The organism is Ruegeria sp. K5 (genome assembly GCF_056531805.1).
In genome coordinates this window covers 245,267-267,395 of sequence record NZ_JBQFML010000002.1, presented here as the reverse complement: position 1 = coordinate 267,395, position 22,129 = coordinate 245,267, and the positions used below count along the sequence as shown (strand labels likewise).

General features: G+C 63.6%; 12 protein-coding genes. 6 read left to right on the top strand and 6 right to left on the bottom strand.

The window, feature by feature from the left end; translation table 11 throughout:
- Positions 1-53 precede the first annotated feature (53 nt).
- Together recQ and yaaA are read left to right on the top strand one after the other, a co-directional pair.
- Positions 54-2,093, top strand: coding sequence for a DNA helicase RecQ (gene recQ, locus ACR0MO_RS10685; protein ID WP_480891151.1), 2,040 nt, complete (start codon positions 54-56; stop codon positions 2,091-2,093).
- 33 nt (positions 2,094-2,126) lie between these two features.
- A complete protein-coding gene (yaaA, locus tag ACR0MO_RS10680) occupies positions 2,127-2,897 on the top strand; it encodes a peroxide stress protein YaaA (RefSeq protein ID WP_170453551.1) in 771 nt (256 codons plus the stop codon).
- Between the two features lie 146 nt (positions 2,898-3,043).
- Here yaaA and ACR0MO_RS10675 read toward each other — a convergent pair whose 3' ends face one another.
- Entirely contained in the window at positions 3,044-5,248 is a 2,205-nt protein-coding gene (locus tag ACR0MO_RS10675; RefSeq protein ID WP_480891147.1) for a response regulator, read from the bottom strand.
- Positions 5,249-5,364: 116 nt separating this feature from the next.
- Here ACR0MO_RS10675 and ACR0MO_RS10670 point away from each other — a divergent pair, with 116 nt between their 5' ends.
- Genes ACR0MO_RS10670 through ACR0MO_RS10660 form a run of 3 tightly spaced genes read left to right on the top strand, consistent with a single transcriptional unit; the run spans position 5,365 to position 13,719 of the window.
- Entirely contained in the window at positions 5,365-10,788 is a 5,424-nt protein-coding gene (locus ACR0MO_RS10670; RefSeq protein WP_480891145.1) for an alpha-2-macroglobulin family protein, read from the top strand.
- 36 nt (positions 10,789-10,824) lie between these two features.
- Complete coding sequence (pbpC, locus tag ACR0MO_RS10665) at positions 10,825-12,861, top strand: penicillin-binding protein 1C (protein WP_480891143.1); 2,037 nt, start codon at positions 10,825-10,827, stop codon at positions 12,859-12,861.
- Positions 12,862-12,873: 12 nt separating this feature from the next.
- Positions 12,874-13,719 carry a 2-keto-4-pentenoate hydratase gene (locus tag ACR0MO_RS10660; RefSeq protein ID WP_480891140.1) on the top strand — a complete coding sequence of 282 codons (846 nt, stop codon included), beginning with the start codon at positions 12,874-12,876 and terminating at the stop codon, positions 13,717-13,719.
- Here the strand turns inward: ACR0MO_RS10660 and ACR0MO_RS10655 are convergent.
- Genes ACR0MO_RS10655 through ACR0MO_RS10640 form a run of 4 tightly spaced genes read right to left on the bottom strand, consistent with a single transcriptional unit; the run spans position 13,716 to position 20,393 of the window.
- The gene (locus tag ACR0MO_RS10655) at positions 13,716-15,758 is read right to left on the bottom strand and encodes a hypothetical protein (protein ID WP_480780749.1); all 2,043 of its coding nucleotides are present in this window, start codon (positions 15,756-15,758) and stop codon (positions 13,716-13,718) included. The genes ACR0MO_RS10660 and ACR0MO_RS10655 overlap by 4 nt on opposite strands.
- Positions 15,755-18,517: a DUF4159 domain-containing protein gene (locus ACR0MO_RS10650; RefSeq protein ID WP_480891137.1), complete on the bottom strand. Its 2,763-nt coding sequence runs from the start codon at positions 18,515-18,517 to the stop codon at positions 15,755-15,757. The genes ACR0MO_RS10655 and ACR0MO_RS10650 overlap by 4 nt, the downstream gene beginning before the upstream one ends.
- Positions 18,514-19,389: a DUF58 domain-containing protein gene (locus ACR0MO_RS10645; RefSeq protein ID WP_170521154.1), complete on the bottom strand. Its 876-nt coding sequence runs from the start codon at positions 19,387-19,389 to the stop codon at positions 18,514-18,516. The genes ACR0MO_RS10650 and ACR0MO_RS10645 overlap by 4 nt, the downstream gene beginning before the upstream one ends.
- Complete coding sequence (locus ACR0MO_RS10640; RefSeq protein ID WP_170521152.1) at positions 19,386-20,393, bottom strand: AAA family ATPase; 1,008 nt, start codon at positions 20,391-20,393, stop codon at positions 19,386-19,388. Before ACR0MO_RS10640 ends, ACR0MO_RS10645 begins: the two co-directional genes overlap by 4 nt.
- A gap of 64 nt (positions 20,394-20,457) precedes the next feature.
- On the opposite strand from ACR0MO_RS10640, the gene ACR0MO_RS10635 reads away from it, so the two are divergent.
- Positions 20,458-21,039 carry a DUF1285 domain-containing protein gene (locus tag ACR0MO_RS10635; protein ID WP_480708421.1) on the top strand — a complete coding sequence of 194 codons (582 nt, stop codon included), beginning with the start codon at positions 20,458-20,460 and terminating at the stop codon, positions 21,037-21,039.
- Here ACR0MO_RS10635 and ACR0MO_RS10630 read toward each other — a convergent pair.
- A complete protein-coding gene (locus ACR0MO_RS10630) occupies positions 21,036-21,980 on the bottom strand; it encodes a DMT family transporter (protein WP_170623335.1) in 945 nt (314 codons plus the stop codon). The two genes, ACR0MO_RS10635 and ACR0MO_RS10630, sit on opposite strands and share 4 nt — an antisense overlap.
- Positions 21,981-22,129 lie beyond the last annotated feature (149 nt).

Below are 22,129 nucleotides of genomic sequence, written 5' to 3'. Positions count from 1 at the left end.
GTGATTGTCCTGTCTTAAGAGCAGATAAACCTTAAAACAGGGCAACCCCGCACATGTTCGACGCCGCGCCTTTGCTGCGAGATGTCTTTGGATTCAACGACTTCCGCCCCGGTCAGGAGGAAATCGTCGATGCTGTGACAGTCGGTGAAAACGTGCTGGCCATCATGCCCACCGGCGGCGGTAAATCCCTATGCTATCAACTGCCTGCCTTGCTGCGCGACGGTGTGACGGTGGTGATCTCTCCGCTGATCGCCCTGATGCGCGATCAGGTGCGTGGGCTGCAAGAGGCCGGGGTTGAGGCCGGAGCGCTGACATCCGGCAATACACAAGAAGAAACCGATGCGGTGTGGGAAGCGTTGGAGGCCGGGCGGCTGAAGCTGCTCTATATGGCCCCAGAACGTCTTGCCGCCGGGTCGGCGCTGGGGATGCTGCGCCGGATCAATGTCAGCCTGATTGCCGTGGACGAGGCCCATTGCGTCAGCCAGTGGGGCCATGATTTCCGCCCCGATTATCTGCGGATCGGAGAGTTGCGGCGCGCGCTGAACGTGCCACTGGCCGCCTTCACCGCCACTGCGGATGCGGAAACGCAGGACGAGATTGTCGAGAAGCTGTTCGACGGCACCGCGCCCCGCAAATTCCTGCGCGGGTTCGACCGACCCAACATCCATCTGGCCTTTGCCGCCAAAGATGGCCCCCGCAAGCAGGTCCTCGACTTTGCCGGTGCCCGCAAGGGGCAGTCCGGCATCGTCTATTGCGGCACCCGCAACAAGACCGAGGTGCTGGCGCAGGCGCTGCGGGCCGAGGGCCACTCGGCCTGCCACTACCACGGCGGGATGGAGGCCGAGGACCGCCGCATCGTCGAAACCCGTTTCGCCCGCGAAGACGGACTGATCGTCGTCGCCACCGTGGCTTTCGGTATGGGTATCGACAAGCCCGATATCCGCTGGGTCGCCCATGCGGACCTGCCCAAATCCATTGAGGCCTATTATCAGGAAATCGGCCGCGCCGGACGCGATGGTGGCCCTGCCGAGACGCTGACCCTGTTTGGGCCGGATGACATCCGCCTGCGCCGGTCGCAAATCGACGAAGGACTGGCCCCGTCTGAACGCCGCATGGCCGATCATGCGCGGCTGAACGCCTTGCTGGGGCTGGCCGAGGCGCTGGTTTGCCGCCGTCAGACCCTGCTGGGCTATTTCGGCGAGCAGATCGAACCCTGTGGTAAATGCGACCTGTGCGATACTCCGCCCGAGGTCTTCGACGGCACCACCCCCGTCCGCATGGCCCTGTCGGCAATTCTGCGGACCGAGGAATGGTTCGGCGCGGGCCATCTGATCGACATTCTACTGGGCAATGAGACCGACAAGATCCGCGCCCGCCGTCACGACGCCCTGCCCACCTATGGCATCGGCAAGGATTGGTCGCGACCGCAGTGGCAGGCGATTTTCCGGCAGATGATGGGCCACGATCTGGTCCGACCCGATCCGGACCGCCACGGCGCGCTGCGCATGACCGAGGCCGCCAAACCGATCCTCAAGGGCGAGGCGCAGATCAACCTGCGCAAGGACACGATCCGCAAGGCCACCCGGCGGCCAGCGGTCAAGGCGATGGTGTCCGAGGAAGACGCACCGCTGCTATCGGCGCTCAAGGCCAAGCGCCGCGCGCTGGCCGAATCCGCACGGGTTCCGGCTTATGTCATCTTCCCCGACCGCACCCTGATCGAAATGGCCGAGACCCGCCCCGCAACGCTGGACGACATGGCCCGGATCGGCGGGGTCGGCGCGAAGAAACTGGAACGCTACGGCGATACGTTTCTGGAGGTGATTGCGGGCGCGGTCGAGGCCGTTCACCCCGCGCGCCGCAAGCTGGCAGGCCGCGATCAGGGCGAGATTTATGACCGTTTGCTTGAGGTGCAGTCTCAGCTGTCGCGTGGCCCGGACGGGATCGACAAGCCGCTGACCTGTTCCGCCTCGCAATTGGCCAAGGTGGCACAACTGCGCCCCGACGACCCACGCGGGATCGAGATGGTGCTGGGTGACCGCCGTCACGAAAGGTTTGGCGCGGCCTTTCTGGACGTGCTGCGGGATGCGGGCTAAATACCCGGCATCAGGCAAGGAACGAGGGCGGATATGCTGGTAGTGATTTCCCCGGCCAAACGGCTGGACTGGGCAGAGCGGGATATTGAGGTCACAGCACCCGACTTTCAGGACGACGCGATCCGTCTGTCAAAAACCGCCCGCAATCTGACGCTGGGCGATCTGAAAAAGCTGATGGATCTGAGCGACGATCTGGCCCGCCTGAACCGCGACCGCTATCGCGCCTTTGCCGACGCGCCCGAGGCGGACGCCACCCGCCCCGCCGCGCTGGCCTTTGCCGGGGATACCTATCAGGGGCTCGAGGCAGCCTCGCTGGACGCGGATGAGATGGCCTGGGCGCAGGATCATCTGCGCATTCTGTCGGGTCTTTACGGCGTGCTGCGCCCGCTGGACGCGATTCAGCCCTATCGGTTGGAGATGGGCAGCAAACTGAAAACCCGCCGCGGCAAGAACCTGTATGAATACTGGCGCGACCAGTTGAGCAAGGCGCTGAACGCGCAGGCCGAAGAGATTGGCGGCGATGTTCTGGTGAACTGCGCCAGTCAGGAATATTTCGGTGCGGTCGACCTGAAGGCGCTGAAACTGCGGGTGATCACGCCCGTGTTCATGGAAGACAAAGGCGGCACACCCAAGATCGTCAGCTTCTTTGCCAAGAAAGCGCGCGGCGCGATGGCGCGCTATATCATTCAGCATCGGTTGACCGATCCCAAAGGGCTGCTCGATTTCGACAGCGGAGGTTACGAATACCGCCCGGAACTGTCTGAGGAAAACAAGCCGGTTTTCCTGCGCCCTTATCAGGCTTGAACCTTACGCATGAAACCGGCCTGTGGTCCTGGTTGTTGATGGCGGAGCGAGGGGCGCTGCCCCTCGCGCTCCCCGAGATATTTTTGGCCAGATGAAGGGGATCCGGTTGCGCGGTTTGAAGCGTGGCGTGTGTGGGGCGAGCGGCGCTAGCCTGTCGGTGCCGGGCTGTCCGAGACCGGTTGGGCTTCATCCGGGCGGTGATCCAGAATCATCTGGTGGATCAGCTTCTTGTGCAGCGGTTTGGTCAGGTAGTGATCAAGCCCGGCGGACAGGATGCCCTGATCGTCACCCGCCATGGCATGCGCGGTCAGGGCAACAATGGGGACATGGCCGCCCGTTTCAATCTCATGCCGCCGGATTTCGGCGGTCGCCTGCTTGCCGTCCATTTTAGGCATGGAAATGTCCATGAAAATCAGGTCAGGGGCGAATTCCTGATAGGTTTCAACCGCCTCTAGCCCATTGCCTGCAAACTGAAGATCGATGTTCAGGTCTTTCACCATCTTCTTCAGGATCAGTTGGTTGGTGCGATTGTCCTCGGCCGCAAGGACGCGCATCCGCCTTTGGCGTTCTGGTTTCTGCGCAGAGCCAGCTTCGGCCACTTCCGGGGGGTCGGGTTTCAACGCGGCGTTGCCCAGCGCCATGAGGCGGCTGTAAAGCTCGGATCGCGGGATTGGCTTTTGCAGAACGCCTTCGATCAGGTGCCGGGCGGGATCGGCGTAGATGACGCCCGGATTTGCCGACATGATCACCACCGGCAGCTCTGACCAGCCGCGATCTTTCACAGTTGTCGCAAGTTCCAGCCCGTCCATATCCGGCAGGTCGTGGTCACACAGGACCAGATCGACGGTTGCATCCAGCTTTGCCAAAGCCTCACCCCCCGAGGCGCACATCGTGACGTCTGCGCCAAGGCGGCCGAGTTGCTTGGCAAGGATGGCGCGGTTCACGGCCATATCTTCGACCACCATCACATGTTTCAGGCGACCATCCAGATCAGGCGGCGCGGGCTGAGGACCTTCGGCGGTGGGCAGCGACACCCGGAACCCAAAGCAAGAGCCCTGCCCCACCTCGCTTTCGACCCAGACTGTGCCGCCCATCATGGTGATCAGGCGCTTGGTGATCGCAAGACCCAGCCCGGTGCCTTCGAATTGGCGATTACGCTCATCCTCGACCTGATTGAACTCGCCAAAGATGTGACTGATCTTGTCCGGCGCGATCCCGATGCCGGTGTCTTCGATAGCGATATGGATGTCGCATTCCTGCGTGTCCGGATGCGGCACACCAGTGACCCGGATCAGGACGTGACCGTCACTGGTGAATTTGACGGCGTTGCCCACCAAGTTGGTCAGCACCTGCCGCACCCGACCCGGATCGCCCACAAACAGCGTCGGCAGGAACAGGTCGTAATCCACCAGCAGCGTCAGCCCCTTGTCCCGCACGCTGGGCTGCAACAGCATCGCCACTTCCAGAATGCAGCGTTCCAGATCGAACTGTTCGGGATGCAGGATCAGCTTGTCGGCTTCGATCTTCGAATAATCCAGCACGTCATTGATGATAACCAGCAGCGCCTCGCCCGAGTTACGGATGGTGTTGACGTAAAGGCGTTGTTCCTCGTCCATCGGGGTTTCGGACAGCAACTCGGTCATGCCGACGATGCCGTTCATCGGTGTGCGAATTTCGTGGCTCATATTCGCGAGGAAAGCCGACTTGGCGCGGTTGGCGGCCTCGGCCCGGTCGCGGGCGGCCTGCAATTCAGCCTCGTGCCGGACCGAGGCGGTAATGCTCAGCGCCAGGCTGACCACATCGCCGCCATTGCCGCGTTGATCGATCAGACGGATGTATTCGCCGTTCCACAATTGAATTACCTCGGACGGCGGATTTGCCAATGCCCATCGATCCTGCATCCGGGCGCGCCATGCGGCGGCTTTCTCATCGCCGATATCCACGATCCCCTCGGTCGTCAGCAGGTCGAGAATCCGGGTGTATGAGATACCCGGCGCGACCTCATCCAACCCCTCAAACACGCTCAGATAAGCGGTGTTGGCGCTGATCAGGCGGCTTTCACCGTCAAAAAATGCGAACCCGTCCTGAATCGTCTGGATCGAATGCCACAGGCGGCGTTCTGCAACCTCGACCTTGGCATGCGCCACTGTCAGATCGGATTTGACCTTTTCGTTTTCATCCCGGACCGTCTCAACCTCGGCCTGAGTCTCACCGATGCGCTTGGTCAGGGCCATGGCGTGGCGACCCAGCTTGCGATTGGCCGCGTAAAGCTCGGCCTGTTTCATTTCCAGCATCCGCTCGGCCGCGAGACGCGCGCGCCGTTCCTGTGCCAGTTTCTGTGCAAGGCTCATGATGTTCAATTCCGGTCTGATCCGCACCCAGCATCCGGCCAACCGATGAAAAAGTGTTTAAGCCGTTGCGTGACCCGCGGGCCGCATGCGAGATTGATGGGGAATAGGAGGTCCCGATGCACCGCTTTGTTTTTATTTCAATTGCTTACATCTTTTCTTTGCTGATCCTGCCCATGGCGTCAGTGGCACAGACAGCGGTGCCGGAATTCCGCTATATCACCACGCGGGATGCGGATTTTTATGGCTCGGATCTGGACGCGCTGTTCGACACGGATCTGCAATCCTGCATTCGGGCGTGCTCGGCCAATCAGCAATGCACAGCGTTCACCTACAACACCCGATCCGATGCCTGTTTTCCCAAAAGCGGCGTGAACCGGCAGGAGCCCTATCAGGGCGCAGTGTCGGCGCAGAAGGTGGCGACGCCGGAACAGACCCTAACACTGGCGAAAACGCGCGCGGAGGCAATGACCTTCATCCGTCAGAAAGACCTCAACGCGGCCGCACGGCAAGCGCGCGACCTTGGGTTTTTGCACAATGCCGGGGATCGTGATCTGCAGACTTTGCTGGAGGCGGCGCGGAACGCGGATACCGACAGGTTGGCAATGCTCTGGACCGGGGCGGCTGTGACCCTGAGCGACGCGCCAGAATTGTGGGCGGAATATGCAAGGCTGTTGCTGGGCCTGGACCCCAATGGCTATCGCGAAGGGCGTGAGTTGCGCGAACGTGCCCTGAACGCAGCCGTCAACGGGTATCTACGTTCGGATGCGCCGGGGACTCAGATCGCGGCTTTGATGATCCTGGCGGACGCGCTGGAAGCGGCGGATCGCGGGCGGGACATGGTGTCTGCCCTGCGTCTGGCGGAACAGGTTCAGCCGCGTGCGGATGTGCTGGCCGCGTTGGATGAGGCAATCGGGAAATATGGCTTCCGCGTCATCGACAGCACCGTTGAAAGCAACGCCGCCGCGCCGCGTATCTGTGTTGAGTTCTCGGAACCGCTGGTCAAGGCCGGGGTCGATTATGACCCCTATGTGCAGCGCAGCACCGAGGGGTTGGTGGTGCAGGTTGAAGGCAAAAACCTCTGCGTTGATGGCGTGGCGCACGGCCAACGCTATCGTCTGAGCTTGCGTGAGGGGCTTCCAGCCGCATCGGGCGAGGCTTTGAACCGCACGGTGGAATTGACGCATTACGTGCGGGATCGCGCGCCGTCGGTCCGCTTTCCCGGACGCAGCTATGTGCTGCCGAAATCGGCGGATGCCGCCCTGCCGGTCGAAACGGTAAATACCGCATCTCTGGACCTGACCCTGCGGCGTGTCAGTGACCGCAACCTGATCCGCGCGGTGCAGCAGGATTTCTTTGGCCGCCCGCTAAGCGATTGGCAGGAAGAGACGTTCTCGGAAGAGATCGCCGAGGATATCTGGACCGGCACAGCTGATATTTCGAACGAGTTGAACCAAACCATGACCGCCCGTCTGCCGATGGCCGAGGCGATTGCCGAGCAGCCCGCAGGCATCTACGCGCTGACGGCGCGTGTTCCGGGCGTCGATCCCTATGACGATCCGGGTGCGACGCAATGGTTTGTCCTGACCGATCTGGGGATCAGCACGGCTTTGGGCACTGACGGTCTGCATGTGACCGTGCGTGGGCTTCATGATGCCGCGCCTCGGGCGGGGATCGACGTCTCGCTGGTGTCCAACGCCAATGCCGTGATTGCCCAGGCGCAGACCGATGACAGTGGCTACGTGCGGTTTGAACCCGGTTTGACTCGCGGCACGGGCGCAAGCGCGCCTGCTTTGGTGATGGTATCCGACGGGGATACAGATTTCAGCTTTCTGTCTCTGACCGACCCGGCCTTTGACCTTTCGGATCGCGGGGTCGAAGGGCGCGCGCCTGCCGGGCCGGTGGATGTGTTCCTGACCACCGACCGGGGGGCCTATCGCGCGGGCGAGGTGATCCATGTCACCGCGTTGACGCGCGATAGCACAGCGCAGGCGATTGACGGCCTGCCGCTGACGGCCATTCTTTCGCGCCCGGATGGGGTGGAGTACCGCCGCGCAATCTCGGATGGTGGGGTCGCCGGGGGGCATGTCTTTGCTTTGCCCGTCGCGGCCGATGTGCCGCGCGGGGCGTGGAAGATCGAAATCAAGTCCGATCCCAAGGGCGCGGCGCTGGCCCGCCAAACCGTTCTGATCGAGGATTTCCTGCCCGAACGCATCGACTTTGACCTGACCCTGCCGGACGCCCCGCTGCGCCCCGGCGACACGCCGCCCTTGCAGATCGACGCGCGTTATCTGTTCGGCGCGCCGGGGTCGGATCTGGGCATCGACGGTCAGGTCATCGCCCGCCCTGCGGACACCGTTCCCGGCTATGAAACCTATCGCTTTGGCCGGTACGACACCGAAACCTCGACCAAAAGCACTTATTTCGGTGACGCCCGCACGGATGCCGCCGGGCAAGCCACAATTGCCGTGGAAATCCCTGTGTTAGAGACCGATGGCGCTCCGGTCGAAGCGGTTGTCATCGCCCGTCTGTCCGATGGATCAGGTCGTCCGGTGGAGCGTCGGCTGACAGCCCCAGTCAGATCTGCGCAAGCGATGATCGGTGTCCGGCCCTTGTTCGACGATGTGATCCCCGAGGGGACCGAGGCCGCCTTTCAGATCGTCGGCCTGTCGCCCGACCTGACCCCGGAACCCATGCGCCTGCGCTGGACGCTGAACAAGGTGGAAACCCGCTATCAGTGGTACCAGCTATACGGCGACTGGAATTGGGAGCCGACCACCCGCCGCACCCGCATTGCCACGGGTGAGGTCGAAACGACCACAGACCCGCTGACCCTGACGCAGCCCGTAGATTGGGGGCAGTATGAACTGGTCGTTCAACGCCTTGATGGCGCTTACGCCGAGACGGCGGTTGAGTTCTCGGCAGGTTGGTATCAGGCGGCAGATGCATCCACCTCGCCCGACCGGTTGGAGATGTCGCTGGACCGCGACAGCTATCGCCCCGGCGACACCGCGCAATTGCGGATCGTCCCACGTATGGCCGGTATGGCACAGATCGAAGTGCTATCGAACCGCCTGATCCACCGCCAGATGGTCGAGGTGCCCGAAGGCGAATCCGTGATCCCCATCGAAATCACCGAAGACTGGGGCGCGGGCGCCTATGTCACCGCCACGGTGATCCGCCCGATGGACGTCGCCGCAGGCCAGAACCCGGCGCGGGCCATGGGTGTGGCCCATGCGACGGTCGAACCGGTGGGGCGCATGCTGGATGTGGCCATCGACGTGCCCCAGGTGACCGCGCCGCGGCAAACACAAAAAGCCCGTATCAGGGTCGAAAATGCGCGCGAAGGCGACCCGGTCTGGCTGACCTTGGCGGCTGTGGATGTGGGCATCCTCAACCTGACCGGATTCGAAACCCCGGACCCGCAGGGATATTTCTTTGGCCAGCGTCGTCTAGGCGTGGACCTGCGCGATGTCTATGGGCGTCTGATCGATGGCATGAACGGTGCGATGGGAACGATCCGCTCGGGCGGTGACAACGCTGGCACACGCCGACAATCTCCGCCACCAACGCAGGACCTGATGGCCGTTTTCAGCGGACCGGTTCAGGTCGATGCAAATGGCGAGGTCGAGATTGACATCCCCCTGCCCGCCTTCAACGGAACCGTGCGCCTGATGGCTGTGGCGTGGTCAAACGCTGCCGTCGGTCAGGCCGAGGCCGAAATGATCGTCCGCGACCCGGTGGTCGTCACCGCCAGCCTGCCACGCTTTCTAGCCCCCGGCGATCAAAGCCGAATGCTGTTGGAAATCGTCCATGCCGACGGGCCAAGCGGGGAAATGGCACTGGGGCTGACATCCTCATCCACGCTGCAACTGGGCTCAGCGCCCAGCAGTTTCGTGCTGGAAGACGGCGGCAAAACCACGTTCGAGATCCCGGTCAGCGCTCTTGCGGTTGGCGATCCTGAAATCAGCGTTGCGATCACCACTCCGGATGGCCGCGATCTATCGCAGACCCTGAGATTGCCTATCCGTGCAAATGACCCTGCTGTGGCTCAAACACGGCGGTTTTCGCTGGGCGAAGGCGATAGTTTCCTGCTTACACAGGATGTGTTTGACGGGTTCCAGCCCGGTTCGGCCAAGGCCATCCTGTCCGCCGGAGCGCTGGCGAAATTCGACACGCCCGGCTTGCTGGACCAACTGAACCGCTACCCCTATGGCTGCACCGAACAGATCACCAGCAAGGCGCTGCCCCTGCTCTATCTGTCATCGGTCGCGCAAGCCTCGGGGCTGGGGGATGGCCCGGCGGTGGATCAGCGCATCACCGACTCGATCCGCAGCATCCTGACCCGGCAGGCCCCGAACGGCGCCTTTGGCCTGTGGCGCGCGGGCAGCGGGGATTTCTGGCTGGACGCATATGTCACCGACTTCCTGTCGCGCGCCCGTGCGCAGGGGCACCCGGTGTCCGACCGCGCCTTTGCCCAAGCCATGGACAACCTGCGCAACCGCATCAACTATGCGCCCGACTTCGACAAGGGGGGTCAGGACATTGCCTATGCCCTGATGGTGCTGGCGCGCGAAGGGGCGGCCTCGATGGGCGATCTGCGATACTACGCAGACGCCAAGGGCGACGCGTTCGACACTCCGCTGGCTGCGGCTCAATTGGGGGCGGCGCTGGCCTCTTATGGGGATCAGACCCGCGCTGACGCCATGTTCGCCCGTGCCGCCCAAATGCTGCAACGCCGCCCCGCGCAAGAGAAATACCTGTGGCGTGCAGATTACGGCACCGATCTGCGCGACGCCGCCGGTCTGCTGACACTGGCCGTGGGTGCGGGCAGTCAGGCCGTGGACCGCGACGCCCTGATCCAGCGCGTCAGCGCCGGTCGCGGGTATCTGTCGACGCAAGAGGCCTCGTGGTCCCTGCTGGCAGCTCACGCGCTGGTGTCGGACCCGTCCGGGTCGGGGCTGATGGTGAACGGCGCACCGGTCTCTGGGCCCTTCGTTCAGGTGCTGGAAAGCGGATTGACGGATGAGTTAAACATCACCACCACAGACGCAAACCCAACCGACATCACGCTGACCGTCACCGGCATCCCGACCACACCGCCCGAGGCAGGCGGCACCGGCTATGCAATCGAGCGCAGCTATTACTCGATGGATGGTGAGCCGCTGGACCCGACCAACTTCGCCACCGGCGACCGGTTTGTCACGGTCCTGACGGTCACACCCTTTGAGCGCGGGGGCGCGCGGCTGATGGTGGATGATCCTCTGGCAGCGGGGATCGAGATCGACAATCCGAACCTGCTGCGCTCGGGCGATGTGCGCGCGCTGGACTGGCTGGACCTGTCCGAGGCGACGCATACCGAGTTCCGCTCGGACCGGTTTCTGGCCGCGGTTGATCTGTCCGGCGGTGAGACCGTGACGCTGGCCTATGTGGCCCGCGCGGTCACGCCGGGCACGTTCCACCACCCGGCGGCCTCGGTCGAGGATATGTACCGCCCGCAAAACCGCGCCCGGACCGGAACCGGGCAGATCGAGTTTCGGTGATCGGTCGCCCGACATATCAACTGGCAGAGCGTCGGGATGCCTAGAAGCTCCGCGATATTGATGGCGCTGGCCGGTGTGCTCTATCTGACCGCCTTTGCGCGGGACCGGGCGGCGGAGTGGGTGGATGCAACCGTCCTGCCCCCGGTTCTGGCGGAAACCTCGGTCGAGATGCGGGACCGGAACGGCACGTTGTTGCGCACCTTCCCGGTCGAAGACGGGATCTGGCGACTGCGCCCCGGCGCGGTCGATCCCGCCTTTACCGACATGCTGATCCGCTACGAGGATAAACGGTTCTGGTCCCATTCCGGCGTTGATCCAATGGCGATGATCCGAGCGGCCGGGCAGGCGCTGTGGAACGGGCGCACCGTTTCGGGCGGATCGACCCTGACCATGCAGGTCGCGCGGCTGATCGAGGACGGCCCCACCGGGCGCTGGAGCGGCAAGATCCGCCAAGTTAGGGTCGCTTTGGCGCTGGAACGACGCCTGAGCAAACATCAGATTCTGGGCCTGTATCTGACCCATGCACCCTATGGCGGCAATCTGGAAGGCATCCGGGCGGGCACCCGCGCCTGGTTCGGCAAAGACCCGGTTCGCCTGACGCCTGCACAGGCTGCGTTGCTGGTCGCCCTGCCCCAATCCCCCGAAACGCGGCGACCCGACCGCGCCGCCGAGGTCGCCCGGATTTCGCGCGACCGGGTTCTGCGACGGATGCAGCGGCATGGGGTGCTGTCTGACGCCCAGATGCTCAGCGCGCTGACCGAAACGGTTCCCACGCAGATGAAGGCCTTCCCGCGCCTCGCACCTCATCTGACCGACCGGGCCCAGCGCGCAAACCCCGAGACCGAGGCGCTGGATTTGACATTGGACGCCGGGTTGCAGGCCCGGCTGGAATCGCTGGTGGCTCAGGCCGCCGATCAGGCGGGGCCGCGCATCTCCGGTGCCCTGATCGTGGCGGATCACCGTAGTGGTGAGATTCTAGCTTCGGTCGGATCGGCGGGCTATCAGGACGACCGGCAGGGCTTTGTCGACATGACCCGCGCATTGCGGTCGCCGGGGTCTACGCTGAAGCCCATGATCTATGGGCTGGCCTTCGATCAGGGGCTGGCCCATCCCGAAACCCTGATCAGCGACAGCCCGGTGATGTTCGGGCGCTATGCGCCGCGCAATTTCGATGGTGTCTTTCGGGGGGACATCCGGGTGCGTGACGCGCTGCAATTGTCACTGAACATCCCGGTGGTGCGCCTGACCGACGCGCTTGGTCCCGCGCGGGTGATGGCCGCGCTGCAACAGGCCGGAAGTGATCCGCAACTTGGCGGCGGGACACCGGGCCTTGCCATCTCGCTGGGTGGTGTGGGGCTTAGCCTGCACGATCTGGTGCAGCTCTACGCCACGCTTGCGGCAGGTGGACAAGGGCCGGTTCTGCATCATGACGCACTGGCCGAGCGGACCGAAACCGCCCGCGCCCTGTCGGACGTCGCCGCGTGGCAGGTGAGCGACATATTGGCTGGACTCGCCCCGCCACCGGGGGCCGCCGCGCAGGGGTTGGCCTACAAGACCGGTACATCCTACGGACACCGGGATGCCTGGGCCATTGGCTTTGACGGCCAGCATGTGATCGGCGTCTGGCTGGGCCGCGCCGACGGAACGCCGGTGCCCGGCGCGTTTGGCGGCGAACTGGCTGCGCCCCTGCTGTTCGAGGCGTTTGGGCATCTGAAACCCATCCCCGTTCCGCTGCGCCCGCCTCCCCCATCCACCCTGATTGTCGGAGCCGCCGAATTGCCGCAACCCCTGCAACGGTTTCAGCCGCGCGGGGCTGCGTTTGAAGATGACCCAAGCGCCCCTGACGTGATCTTCCCGCCAAACAATGCCGTGTTAGAGACCGACGGAGCCCCTTTGACCGTCAAGCTGCGCGGCGGGGTCGGGCCGTTTTCCCTGCTGGCCGACGGGGTTCCGGTTTTGACCGGACAGCGGCACCGTGAGTTCGAAATACCCAACCCGGGGCCGGGGTTTTCCGCGCTGGTGGTGGTTGACGCCCATGGCGCGTCTGACCGGGTTTCGGTCAGGATCGACTGAAAGGAGATCGATATGCGGACGTGGATAACCCTGGCGCTCGCGATGACGGCCTCTCAGGCAGTTGCGGACTGCGCCTCTGACGCGCAGATCGAGACCTTTGTGCGCGACTATCTCTCCAATACTGCAACCGCCGCCCTGTCGCCGGATGGAACGATGGAGGATGCGCTGTGTACCCAGGCCAGGCTGGCCGAGGTCATGGAACCGCATCTGGGCCCGGTCATCGGCTACAAAGCGGGCCTGACCAGCGCACCGGCGCAGGAACGGTTCGGGGCGTCCGAACCGGTTCAGGGTCTTCTGTATCGCGACATGATGCGGGACGATGGGGCCACGGTTCCGGCGAATTGGGGGGCCCGACCCGTATTCGAGGCCGACCTGATCCTTGTCGTCGGCGACCCCGCGATCAATCAGGCCACAACGCCCGAGGAGGTCATCCGCAACGTCTCGGCCATTCGCCCGTTCATCGAACTGCCCGATCTGACACTGGCCGAGGGGCAACCCATCACGCCTGTGACCCTTACGGCCATCGGTGTGGGGCCGAAACTGGGCGTGTTAGGCTCGGAAATCGCCGTAACGGACCCATTGACCATGACAACGGCGCTGGGTGACATGACGGTCACGCTCAGCGCAGCAGATGGCGAAATACTGGCGCAAGCGCCGGGGCGGGCAGTTCTGGGGCATCCGGCCAATGCCGTGATTTGGCTGACCTCCAAAGGCATCACCTTTAAGCCCGGCGACATGGTTTCAGTCGGTTCTTTTGGTCCGCTGTTTCCGCCGGCCAAAGGCAAAGGCGGCGCGTCCGTCAGCTATGAGGGTCTGCCGGAGAACCCATCGGTCAGCGTTATTTTCAGCGAAGACTAACGACGGCCTTCGCGCAGCCAACCACCCAGCAGGAACCCACCCGCCAGCAACAGAACCAGCCAAGGCGGCAGCAACCCGGCCTGCGTGACATCGCGAGTCTCATAAGCCTCGCGCGGGGTCAAACCGATCCAGCCGCGTCCCGCCGCAGGACGCCCGGCCCGGACATTGCGGATCGAGGGCAAGCCATCTTCCAGCCGGATCACCCCGCCACGCATCTGCGCGATTACAGGATCAAGCACATCGCCGGTGGCGATCGTGCGTTCAAATTCCTTGGGTGCAGCGGGGCCAAGGCCGATCACCGCCATCAACTCGCCTTCCTGCAAGCGGTAGAGGCCGATCTCAGGCCCGAAATACTGCGCTTCGAACCGGCCCGGAGTGACCTCGTCCAGCGTGATCTCAAGCGTCTCGCCATTGGGGCGGGTGATTGTGACCGGCCCGACCTCATCCTCAAGCGTCTGACGGATGATGCGCATGGATTGACCATTGGCCTCGGCCCATAGCGCCTCTTCCTCAAGCTCGGGCTCTTTCATCATCCAATGGGCCAACCGGCGCAGCAGTTCTAGCTGCGGCCCGCCACCCTCGTAACCCCTGCTCCACAGCCAGGCATGGTCCGAGGCCAGCATCGCCACGCGCCCCTCGCCTACGCGGTCCAGTACCAGCAGCGGGCGTTCGTCCAGACCGGTCATCAGAACCTGACCCGAGCGCTGGTTCACATCGATCTGACGCAGCCATGCGCCCCAATCCTCGGAATCGCCCAGATTGGTGGTCACCGGATGCCGATGCCCCAGATCGCTGACCATGGGCACATAGCGTTCCTCGATCACCCGCGCCGTGGGTTGCGCGGGCAGGATGGGCGCAAGCGGTGAGCGGAAGATACTGTCTGCACTGGCGAAATCGGGACCCGCCGCGATCAGCACAGCACCGCCGCCGTTGATGTAATCGGTCACGTTATCCAGATAGATCGCGGGCAGGATGCCGCGACGTTTGTAGCGGTCAAAGATAATCAGATCGAAATCGTTGATCTTTTCCAGAAACAGCTCGCGCGTCGGGAAGGCGATCAGTGACAGTTCATCGACCGGGACGCCATCCTGCTTTTCCGGCGGGCGCAGAATGGTGAAATGCACCAGATCAACGGAACTGTCTGATTTCAAAAGGTTCCGCCATGTACGGCCACCGGGATGCGGCTCGCCCGAAACCAGCAGAACGCGCAGCCGGTCGCGCACGCCGTTCATCTGGATCAGCGCAGTGTTGTTGCGGTCGGTCAATTCGCCTTCGGCCTGCGGGACCGAGAACTGGATCACGTTGCGCCCGCCATGGGGCAGCGTGATCGGCAGTTCCACATCCACACCGATCGGAATGCGGAACTCTTCCGCCTCTCCACCGTCGACCGAGATCTGAAGCGGCGCGTTGGGCGCGCCGCCCGGCGCGGCACCGCTGTCCTCGACACGCAGGGTCAGGGTCACAGGCTCACCGATAATGGCAAAGGCGGGTGCGTTGCGGACGATCAGCCTGCGGTCCCAGTCGTTTTCGCGCCCGGTTTGCAGCAGATGCAGGGGCGCAGGAAGGTCCGGGGCCTGATCGACATCGTGCACGATCCCGTCCGAGACGACCAGAACGCCCGCAATCCGTGCGCGCGGTTCCTCGGCCAAAGCGGCGTTGACGGCGGCCATCACCTGCGTACCCTCATCACCGTCCCCGTCGCCAACGCGAATGCGGCGCAGCTCGGTGTTGTCGCGGGATTCGATCTCGGCGGCCAGCGCCTCGGCGGCCTCGGCAGTTTGATCCGCGCGGTCGGAAAGCGTCTGACTGGCGCTTTCATCCTTGATCATCAGAACAATGTCGGTCAGCGGCGCGCGGTCTTCGATCTGATACACAGGACCGGCCAGCGCGGCGATCAACACCAAAGCCGCCAGGCCCCGCAGCGCCCAGCCGGACAGGCCGCGCCAGACGGCCAGAATCACCCCGCCAACCGCAAGCGCGGCGACAATGGCCAGAACGGGCCATGGGATCAGCGGATCGAATATGACGGTTCCGGTCATTGTCCCAACCTGTCCAGCAGAGCAGGCACATGCACCTGATCGGATTTGTAATTCCCGGTCAGCACATGCATCACCAGATTGACGCCAAAGCGGCTGGCCAGTTCGCGCTGACGCTCACCCGCATAGCCGCGACCCACCGGCAGCAGGGCCTGCCCGTTGCGGTCCACCGCCCAGGCCCCGGCCCAATCATTGCCGCCGATCACCACCGGCGTCACATTGTCGTTGAGGTTACGGAAGGGCATCCCCTCGATCTGTTCCGCATCCAACGGCGCGGCTTCGACCCAGACCTCGGTGCCTGAATAACGGCCCGGGAAGTCCTGCAACAGATAGAAGGTCCGCGTCAGGACATGGTCTCGGGGAATCGGCTCTAACGCGGGAATATTCAGCGGCCCGGCCAGTTGTTGCAGCTTGCGCCCATTGGGGCTTGAGGCCCCGAACCCGGCGATATCGGCGTCCCGCGTATCGAACAGGATCATCCCGCCCGAGCGCAGATAGGCGTTCAGCTTGGCATAAGCCTCGGCTGAGGGTTGCGGCTGATCAGGCGTGATCGGCCAGTAGAGCAGCGGAAAAAAAGCAAGCTCATCGCGTTCCAGATCCACGCCGATGGGTTCCGCCGGTTCCACGGATGTGCGGTAGAACAGCGTTTGCGCCAGCCCACGCAGGCCCGCCTGCGCGATATCGTCTACCTGAGTATCCCCGGTCAGGACGTGGGCCAGAACCAATTCATGGGTGGCGGCCAGGGCGAAATCCGTCTCATCCGGCGTTTGCGCCTGTGCCTCGGGCACCAGCAGCATGGCCGCAAGCGCTGCTGCGGTCGCCTTGGCCAGACCCAACCGGCCCGACAGCGCGAGTGAGGCGATCACGTCGATGGTCAGCAGGATCAGCGCGAGGCTGAGCAGCAGGCCACCCAACGGCGTCTCGGTCGTGACCTCCTGCCCCCGGATCGGCACGTCCGAGGGCCAGACCACCGGGCTCAGCACCGAGTCCTCGGACAGAACGTTGCGCGCCAGCTTCTGCTTGCCGCTTTCGTATAGACCCGGGCGAATGTCGGGGCCGATCTGACCCGAGACAAGTTCCACCCCGTCCACACCGGCCAATGTGCCCGCGTCGGACAGCACGCCAAAACCGTCCATGATCTGAACCGGCTCCCACGTGGTGCCTTGCAACTGTTCCACTTGCCGGGATTTGGCCGCCGAGGCGACAGCCAGACGATCCAGCATTTCCACAAACAGGCCCGACAACGGCAGGCTGGACCATTCCGCATCCGCCGTCACGTGGAACAGCACGACCTGCCCCAAACCCAGCGCCTTGCGCGTGACCAGAGGTGTTCCGTCCGACAGCGACGCAATCACCCGATCCGCCAGATTAGGGTCTGGTTGCGCCATGACCTGTGTTGAAACCACCACGTCATCCGGGATTTGCAACCCGTAGAAGGGCGAGGCTTCGGGGAACGAGGCCAGCGTTTTGGCCTCACCCCAACTCATCGCGCCGCCAACGGTGCGGCCGCCGCTGCGCAGCCTTACGGGCAACAGCGTATCTTCCTCATCCCGGCCCAGATCGCTGGCGGCCATGCGCGGCCCGGCAAAGCGCAGTAGCAGCCCGCCCTGTTCGACCCATGCGGTCAGGTCAGCCTCTTCCAGGGCCGACATCTGGGCCACATCCGACAGAACGATGACATCCGGATTCGCAGGCAAAACCTCAAGCAGCCCGCCTTCGACAAAATCCGCTGTAGGGACCAACACCTGAGTCAGGTAGTGCAAGGGTGATAGCAACTCCAACCCTTCGCGGTTGATCGATCCGGCAATCAGCGCGACCTCGCGCCGACGCAGGCTGTCATCGGTCAGGGTGACTGCCCCGGCAGACCGCTGGCCCTGAAGCTCGAACCGGGTAATCCGGGCGCGCAGTTCCGAGGGCAGAGCCAGCTCGATCCGCGCGTCGGTTGCGCCATTCTCAAAGGTCATGTCTGCGGATTGCAGAACGCGCGCTGTCCCCGCCGGGTCGCGGCCCTGCGCCAGAACGGTGACGCGCTGTTCCGGTCCGGGTTCGGCCCGCAGCGCGGTCAGTTGGATCACCCCGTCCTGATAGGCCGCAGGCAACAACGCCACCGCGCCGGAATTGGGCTGATACACCGTGACCGCGCCACGGGATTGCAGATCAGACACTAAATCGGCGTGACCCTCATAGATCAGCCGGTCGCTGAACCAATGGGTGTCAAAACCGCCATCGACCTGCTCTAGCGCCGCAAAGACCTGATCGATCTGCGCTTCGGTCGGTTGCCACGGGTTCGGTGCCAGTCCCGGCAAACGGTTCCGCCACGCCTCAGCCGCCTGAAACACCGGCGTTTCCGGCTCGGTCAGACGCAGGATCGAGACAGGGCGCCCCGCGCGCCCGGCCTCGGTCAGTTGCGCATCGATCTGATCCAGCGTCGCCGACCAGCGTGTCGCCCCGGCCCAGCTGGCATCCAGCACCAGCAACAACGGCCCGGTGCCCGTCTGATCGCGCGACGGGTTCAGAACTGGCCCTGCCAGCCCGATGATGATCGCCGCCGCTGCCAGCATCCGCAGCATAAGCAGCCACCACGGGGTGCGGTCCGAGACACTCTCGTCATCCTTCAAGCCCAGCAGCAAAGTTACCGCCGGGAACAAACGCCGGATCGGCGCGGGCGGCACGGCGCGCAGGATCAGCCACAGGATCGGCAGGGTCAGCAGACCCAGCAGCACCCATGGGGCGGTAAAGCCGATGCCCGCCAGAACCGTCATCGCATGCCCCCGTCCAGCGCCCGGTAGAGCCATAACAGAGCCGCTTGTGCGCTGTCTCCGGTGTGGTGCAGGCCCAGTTGCCAGCCAGTTGCGCGGCACAGTTGGGTCAGCGCGTCCTTGCGCTGTGCCAACCGGTCCATATATCGATCACGCAGGTCTCCAGCCTTCAGCGTCTCGTGCCGGGTCGTGCCGCCGACACTTTCAAAGATGGTGCGGCCGCGATAGGGGAAGCTCTCTTCGCTTGGGTCCAACACCTGCAGGATCACGCCCCGCACGCCCCGGTCGGCGGCTTTGGTCAAGGCCAGTTCGACCTCATCCATCGGGCCGAGGAAATCGGAGATGAACACGGCCCGCGCATGCGGGATCATCGCCCGGTGTTCCGGCGGGGCATAGTCAGGTTCGGCATCCTCGGACCACGCCTGCGCCAGCCGGATGATCTGCGCATTGCCGCGCCGGGGCGGCAGGGTGGTTCCGGTCAGGCCCACACGCTCACCCCCGCGCACCAATAGGATCGAGGTTGCCAATCCCAGCAGGCGCGCCCGGTCGGCCTTAGTCGGCAACTCTTTGTTCGACGCAAAGCGCATCGAGGCACCCTGATCGACCCACAGCATCACCGATTGCGCAATCTGCCATTCGCGTTCGCGCACAAATTGCTGATCACCACGCGCTGATCGCCTGTGATCGATCATCCGCCGACTGTCACCGATCTGTGCCGGGCGGTACTGCCAGAAATCATCGCCCAACCCCGAGCGTCGCCGCCCGTGGTCACCCAGCAGGACGGTCCCGGCCAGATGTTCGGCACGCGCCAACAGGGGCGGCAGCCGGGACGCCTCGGCCTCGGATCTTTCGCGAAGGGTCAGCGCGGCATTCACGCCGCGGCCTCGGTCCGGATCAGACCGGCGGCGGTGGATTCGATCAGTTCAGACAAGCTGTCGCCGCGTGCCCGCGCCGCAAAGTTCAGCGCCATACGGTGGCTCAGGACCGGGCGGGCCATATCCAGCACATCCTCGGCATTCGGGGCCAGCCGCCCTTGCAGCATCGCCCGAGCTCGCACCGTCATCATCAACGCCTGCGCCGCACGCGGACCGGGGCCCCAGGCGACGGTTTCGGCGACACGCTCTGACGCGCCGGGCTCATCGGGACGGAAGGCGCGGACCAGATCAAGGATCAGTTCAACGACCGAGTCCCCAACCGGCATCCGGCGCAGCAGGACCTGCGCGGCCAGCAACTCTTCCTTGGTGAAAATCTGATGCGCCGCGTCCTCTTCGACGCCTGTTGTCGCCAACAGAATATCCCGCTCGGTCTGGCGATCCGGGTATTCGACGTCGATCTGAACAAGGAACCGGTCCAGTTGCGCCTCGGGCAGCGGATAGGTGCCCTCTTGCTCAATCGGGTTCTGCGTGGCCAAAACGTGGAAGGGCACACCTAACGAGCGATCCTCGCCCGCCACTGTCACCGTTCGTTCCTGCATCGCCTGCAGCAGCGCCGACTGGGTGCGCGGGCTGGCGCGGTTGATCTCATCCGCCATCAGCAACTGGCAAAAGATCGGACCCGAGATAAAGCGGAAATGACGGGTGCCATCATCGGCGGTGTCCAGAACCTCGGACCCCAGAATGTCGGCGGGCATCAGGTCCGGCGTGAACTGGATGCGATTGCCGTGCAGCCCCATCACGGTCGACAGCGTCTCGACCAAACGTGTCTTGCCCAGACCGGGCAAACCGATCAACAGCGCATGCCCACCGCACAACAGCGCGGTCAGGGTCAGCTCCACGACCCGTTCCTGCCCGATGAAGCGGCGAGTGATCGAGGACTTGGCCTCTTGCAGTTTTGTTTCCAGCGCTTCGATCTCGGACACGAGGTCGGCAGGTTCGGTCATGACTTTCCCTTCCGTGGACTATTATAAATGAAGTGTATCGCGCTAAGAGGAAATGGCAAAAGCAATGAGCGGACAAAAACCTGTGAAACCTTCGCCGGATGGTCTGGCTGCATCAGTCAAAGCGGCCAAAACCAGGGGTTTACCGCCCGTTCACCTGTGGAATCCTCCGTTTTGCGGCGATCTGGACATCCGGATCGCACGGGATGGTACCTGGAGTTACTTAGGGTCGCCGATCAACCGGTTCGAGTTGGTAAAGCTATTTTCCTCAATTCTTAAGAAAGATGGCGACAGATACTACCTCGTCACCCCGGTCGAAAAGGTGGGAATCACTGTCGAGGACGCGCCGTTTGTCGCCGTGGACTTTGACCAAACAGGCGACGGCGCGGCGCAAGAGCTGACATTCACAACCCATGTGGGCGATACGGCGGTGGCCGGGCAGGACCATCCCATCCGCATTGTCACCGATCCCGAAACAGAAGAACCCGCGCTATATATGTTGATCCGCGCCAACCTTGAGGCGCGCATCGACCGCAAAAGCTTTTACCGGCTGGTCGATATCGGGACCGAGCACGAGGGTTGGTTCGGCGTCTGGTCCGGCGGGCAGTTTTTCCCGTTGATTGCGGCAGAGGCACTGACCGACGTTTAGGTCGATTGCGGAATCCTGCGGTCCTGCGCGACCAGCACCGCCAATGCAACGATCCCCGCGCCCAGCGCGCGGGTCCAGTCCCATGCCTCGCCCAGCACCAGCATGATGATCATGACGTAGAAGGGCGCGACGTTGATGTGGAATGAGGTCAGCGCGACGCCCATTTTGCCAACAGCGGCAATGAAGAACACCTGGCTGATGCCCATTGAGACCAGCGCGTAAATCACCAGCATCGCGCCTTGGGCAAAATCAACGGGCCGTGAGGGGCGCAGATCAAGCCCAAGCAGATACGCCCCCAACAGCAGCACTGCCGCCATCATCAACGCGCCGGCAAAAGTGATCGTCGATCGGCCCATCGGACTGAGTTCAGGGAAGTCGCGCGCTGTGGCCATGCTGCCCCAGCAGAACAGAAACGTGGATACAACCGCGCAAGCCGCCCCCACACCCAGCTGTGCCGGAGCCAGCGCACTGGTGGCGATGATCCCACCGATGATCGAGACCAGGACGCCGAGGGCAAAGTTCCATCGCAGGCGTCGCGTGCCGGTTGCCATTTCAAGCAAAGTGGCGGCCAAAGGCGCGCAGGATGCGATGATCGCCACCGTCACCGGATCGGTCAGCTTTTGCGCCAGCAGGATCAGGAACATGCCGCCGCCGAACCCCACCGCTCCGATATACAGCGCCCGGCCCCAGCGGGCGTTCAGCACCCGCGCCGGACCGTCAAGCCAGATCCAGATCGGAACCATAACGGCCAAAGCCAACGCCATCCGCGCCGCAAACAGCGCAATCGGAGGCCAGCTGTGCAACAGGACCTCTGCCGCCGGAAACCCTGCCGCCCATGTCAGCATCGACGCGACCGCCAACCCGTTGCCGGACAGCGCAGCATTGCGGTCGGCGGGCAAAGCGAGTGCGGTCCCGCGCGCGGGGTCGGGGCTGTAAGCCATAAAGATCGGGCCTTTTTGTCAAAGCGGCGCCGGACATGATTCGCCGCATTGGGGCGGATCGTCCCTCAGACCCGATCCTTGATCTGGTCGATTTTCGACAATCTGTCGTTTTCCGTCCCTTTCCTGAAAACCGCCCGCTCGCTAAGGTC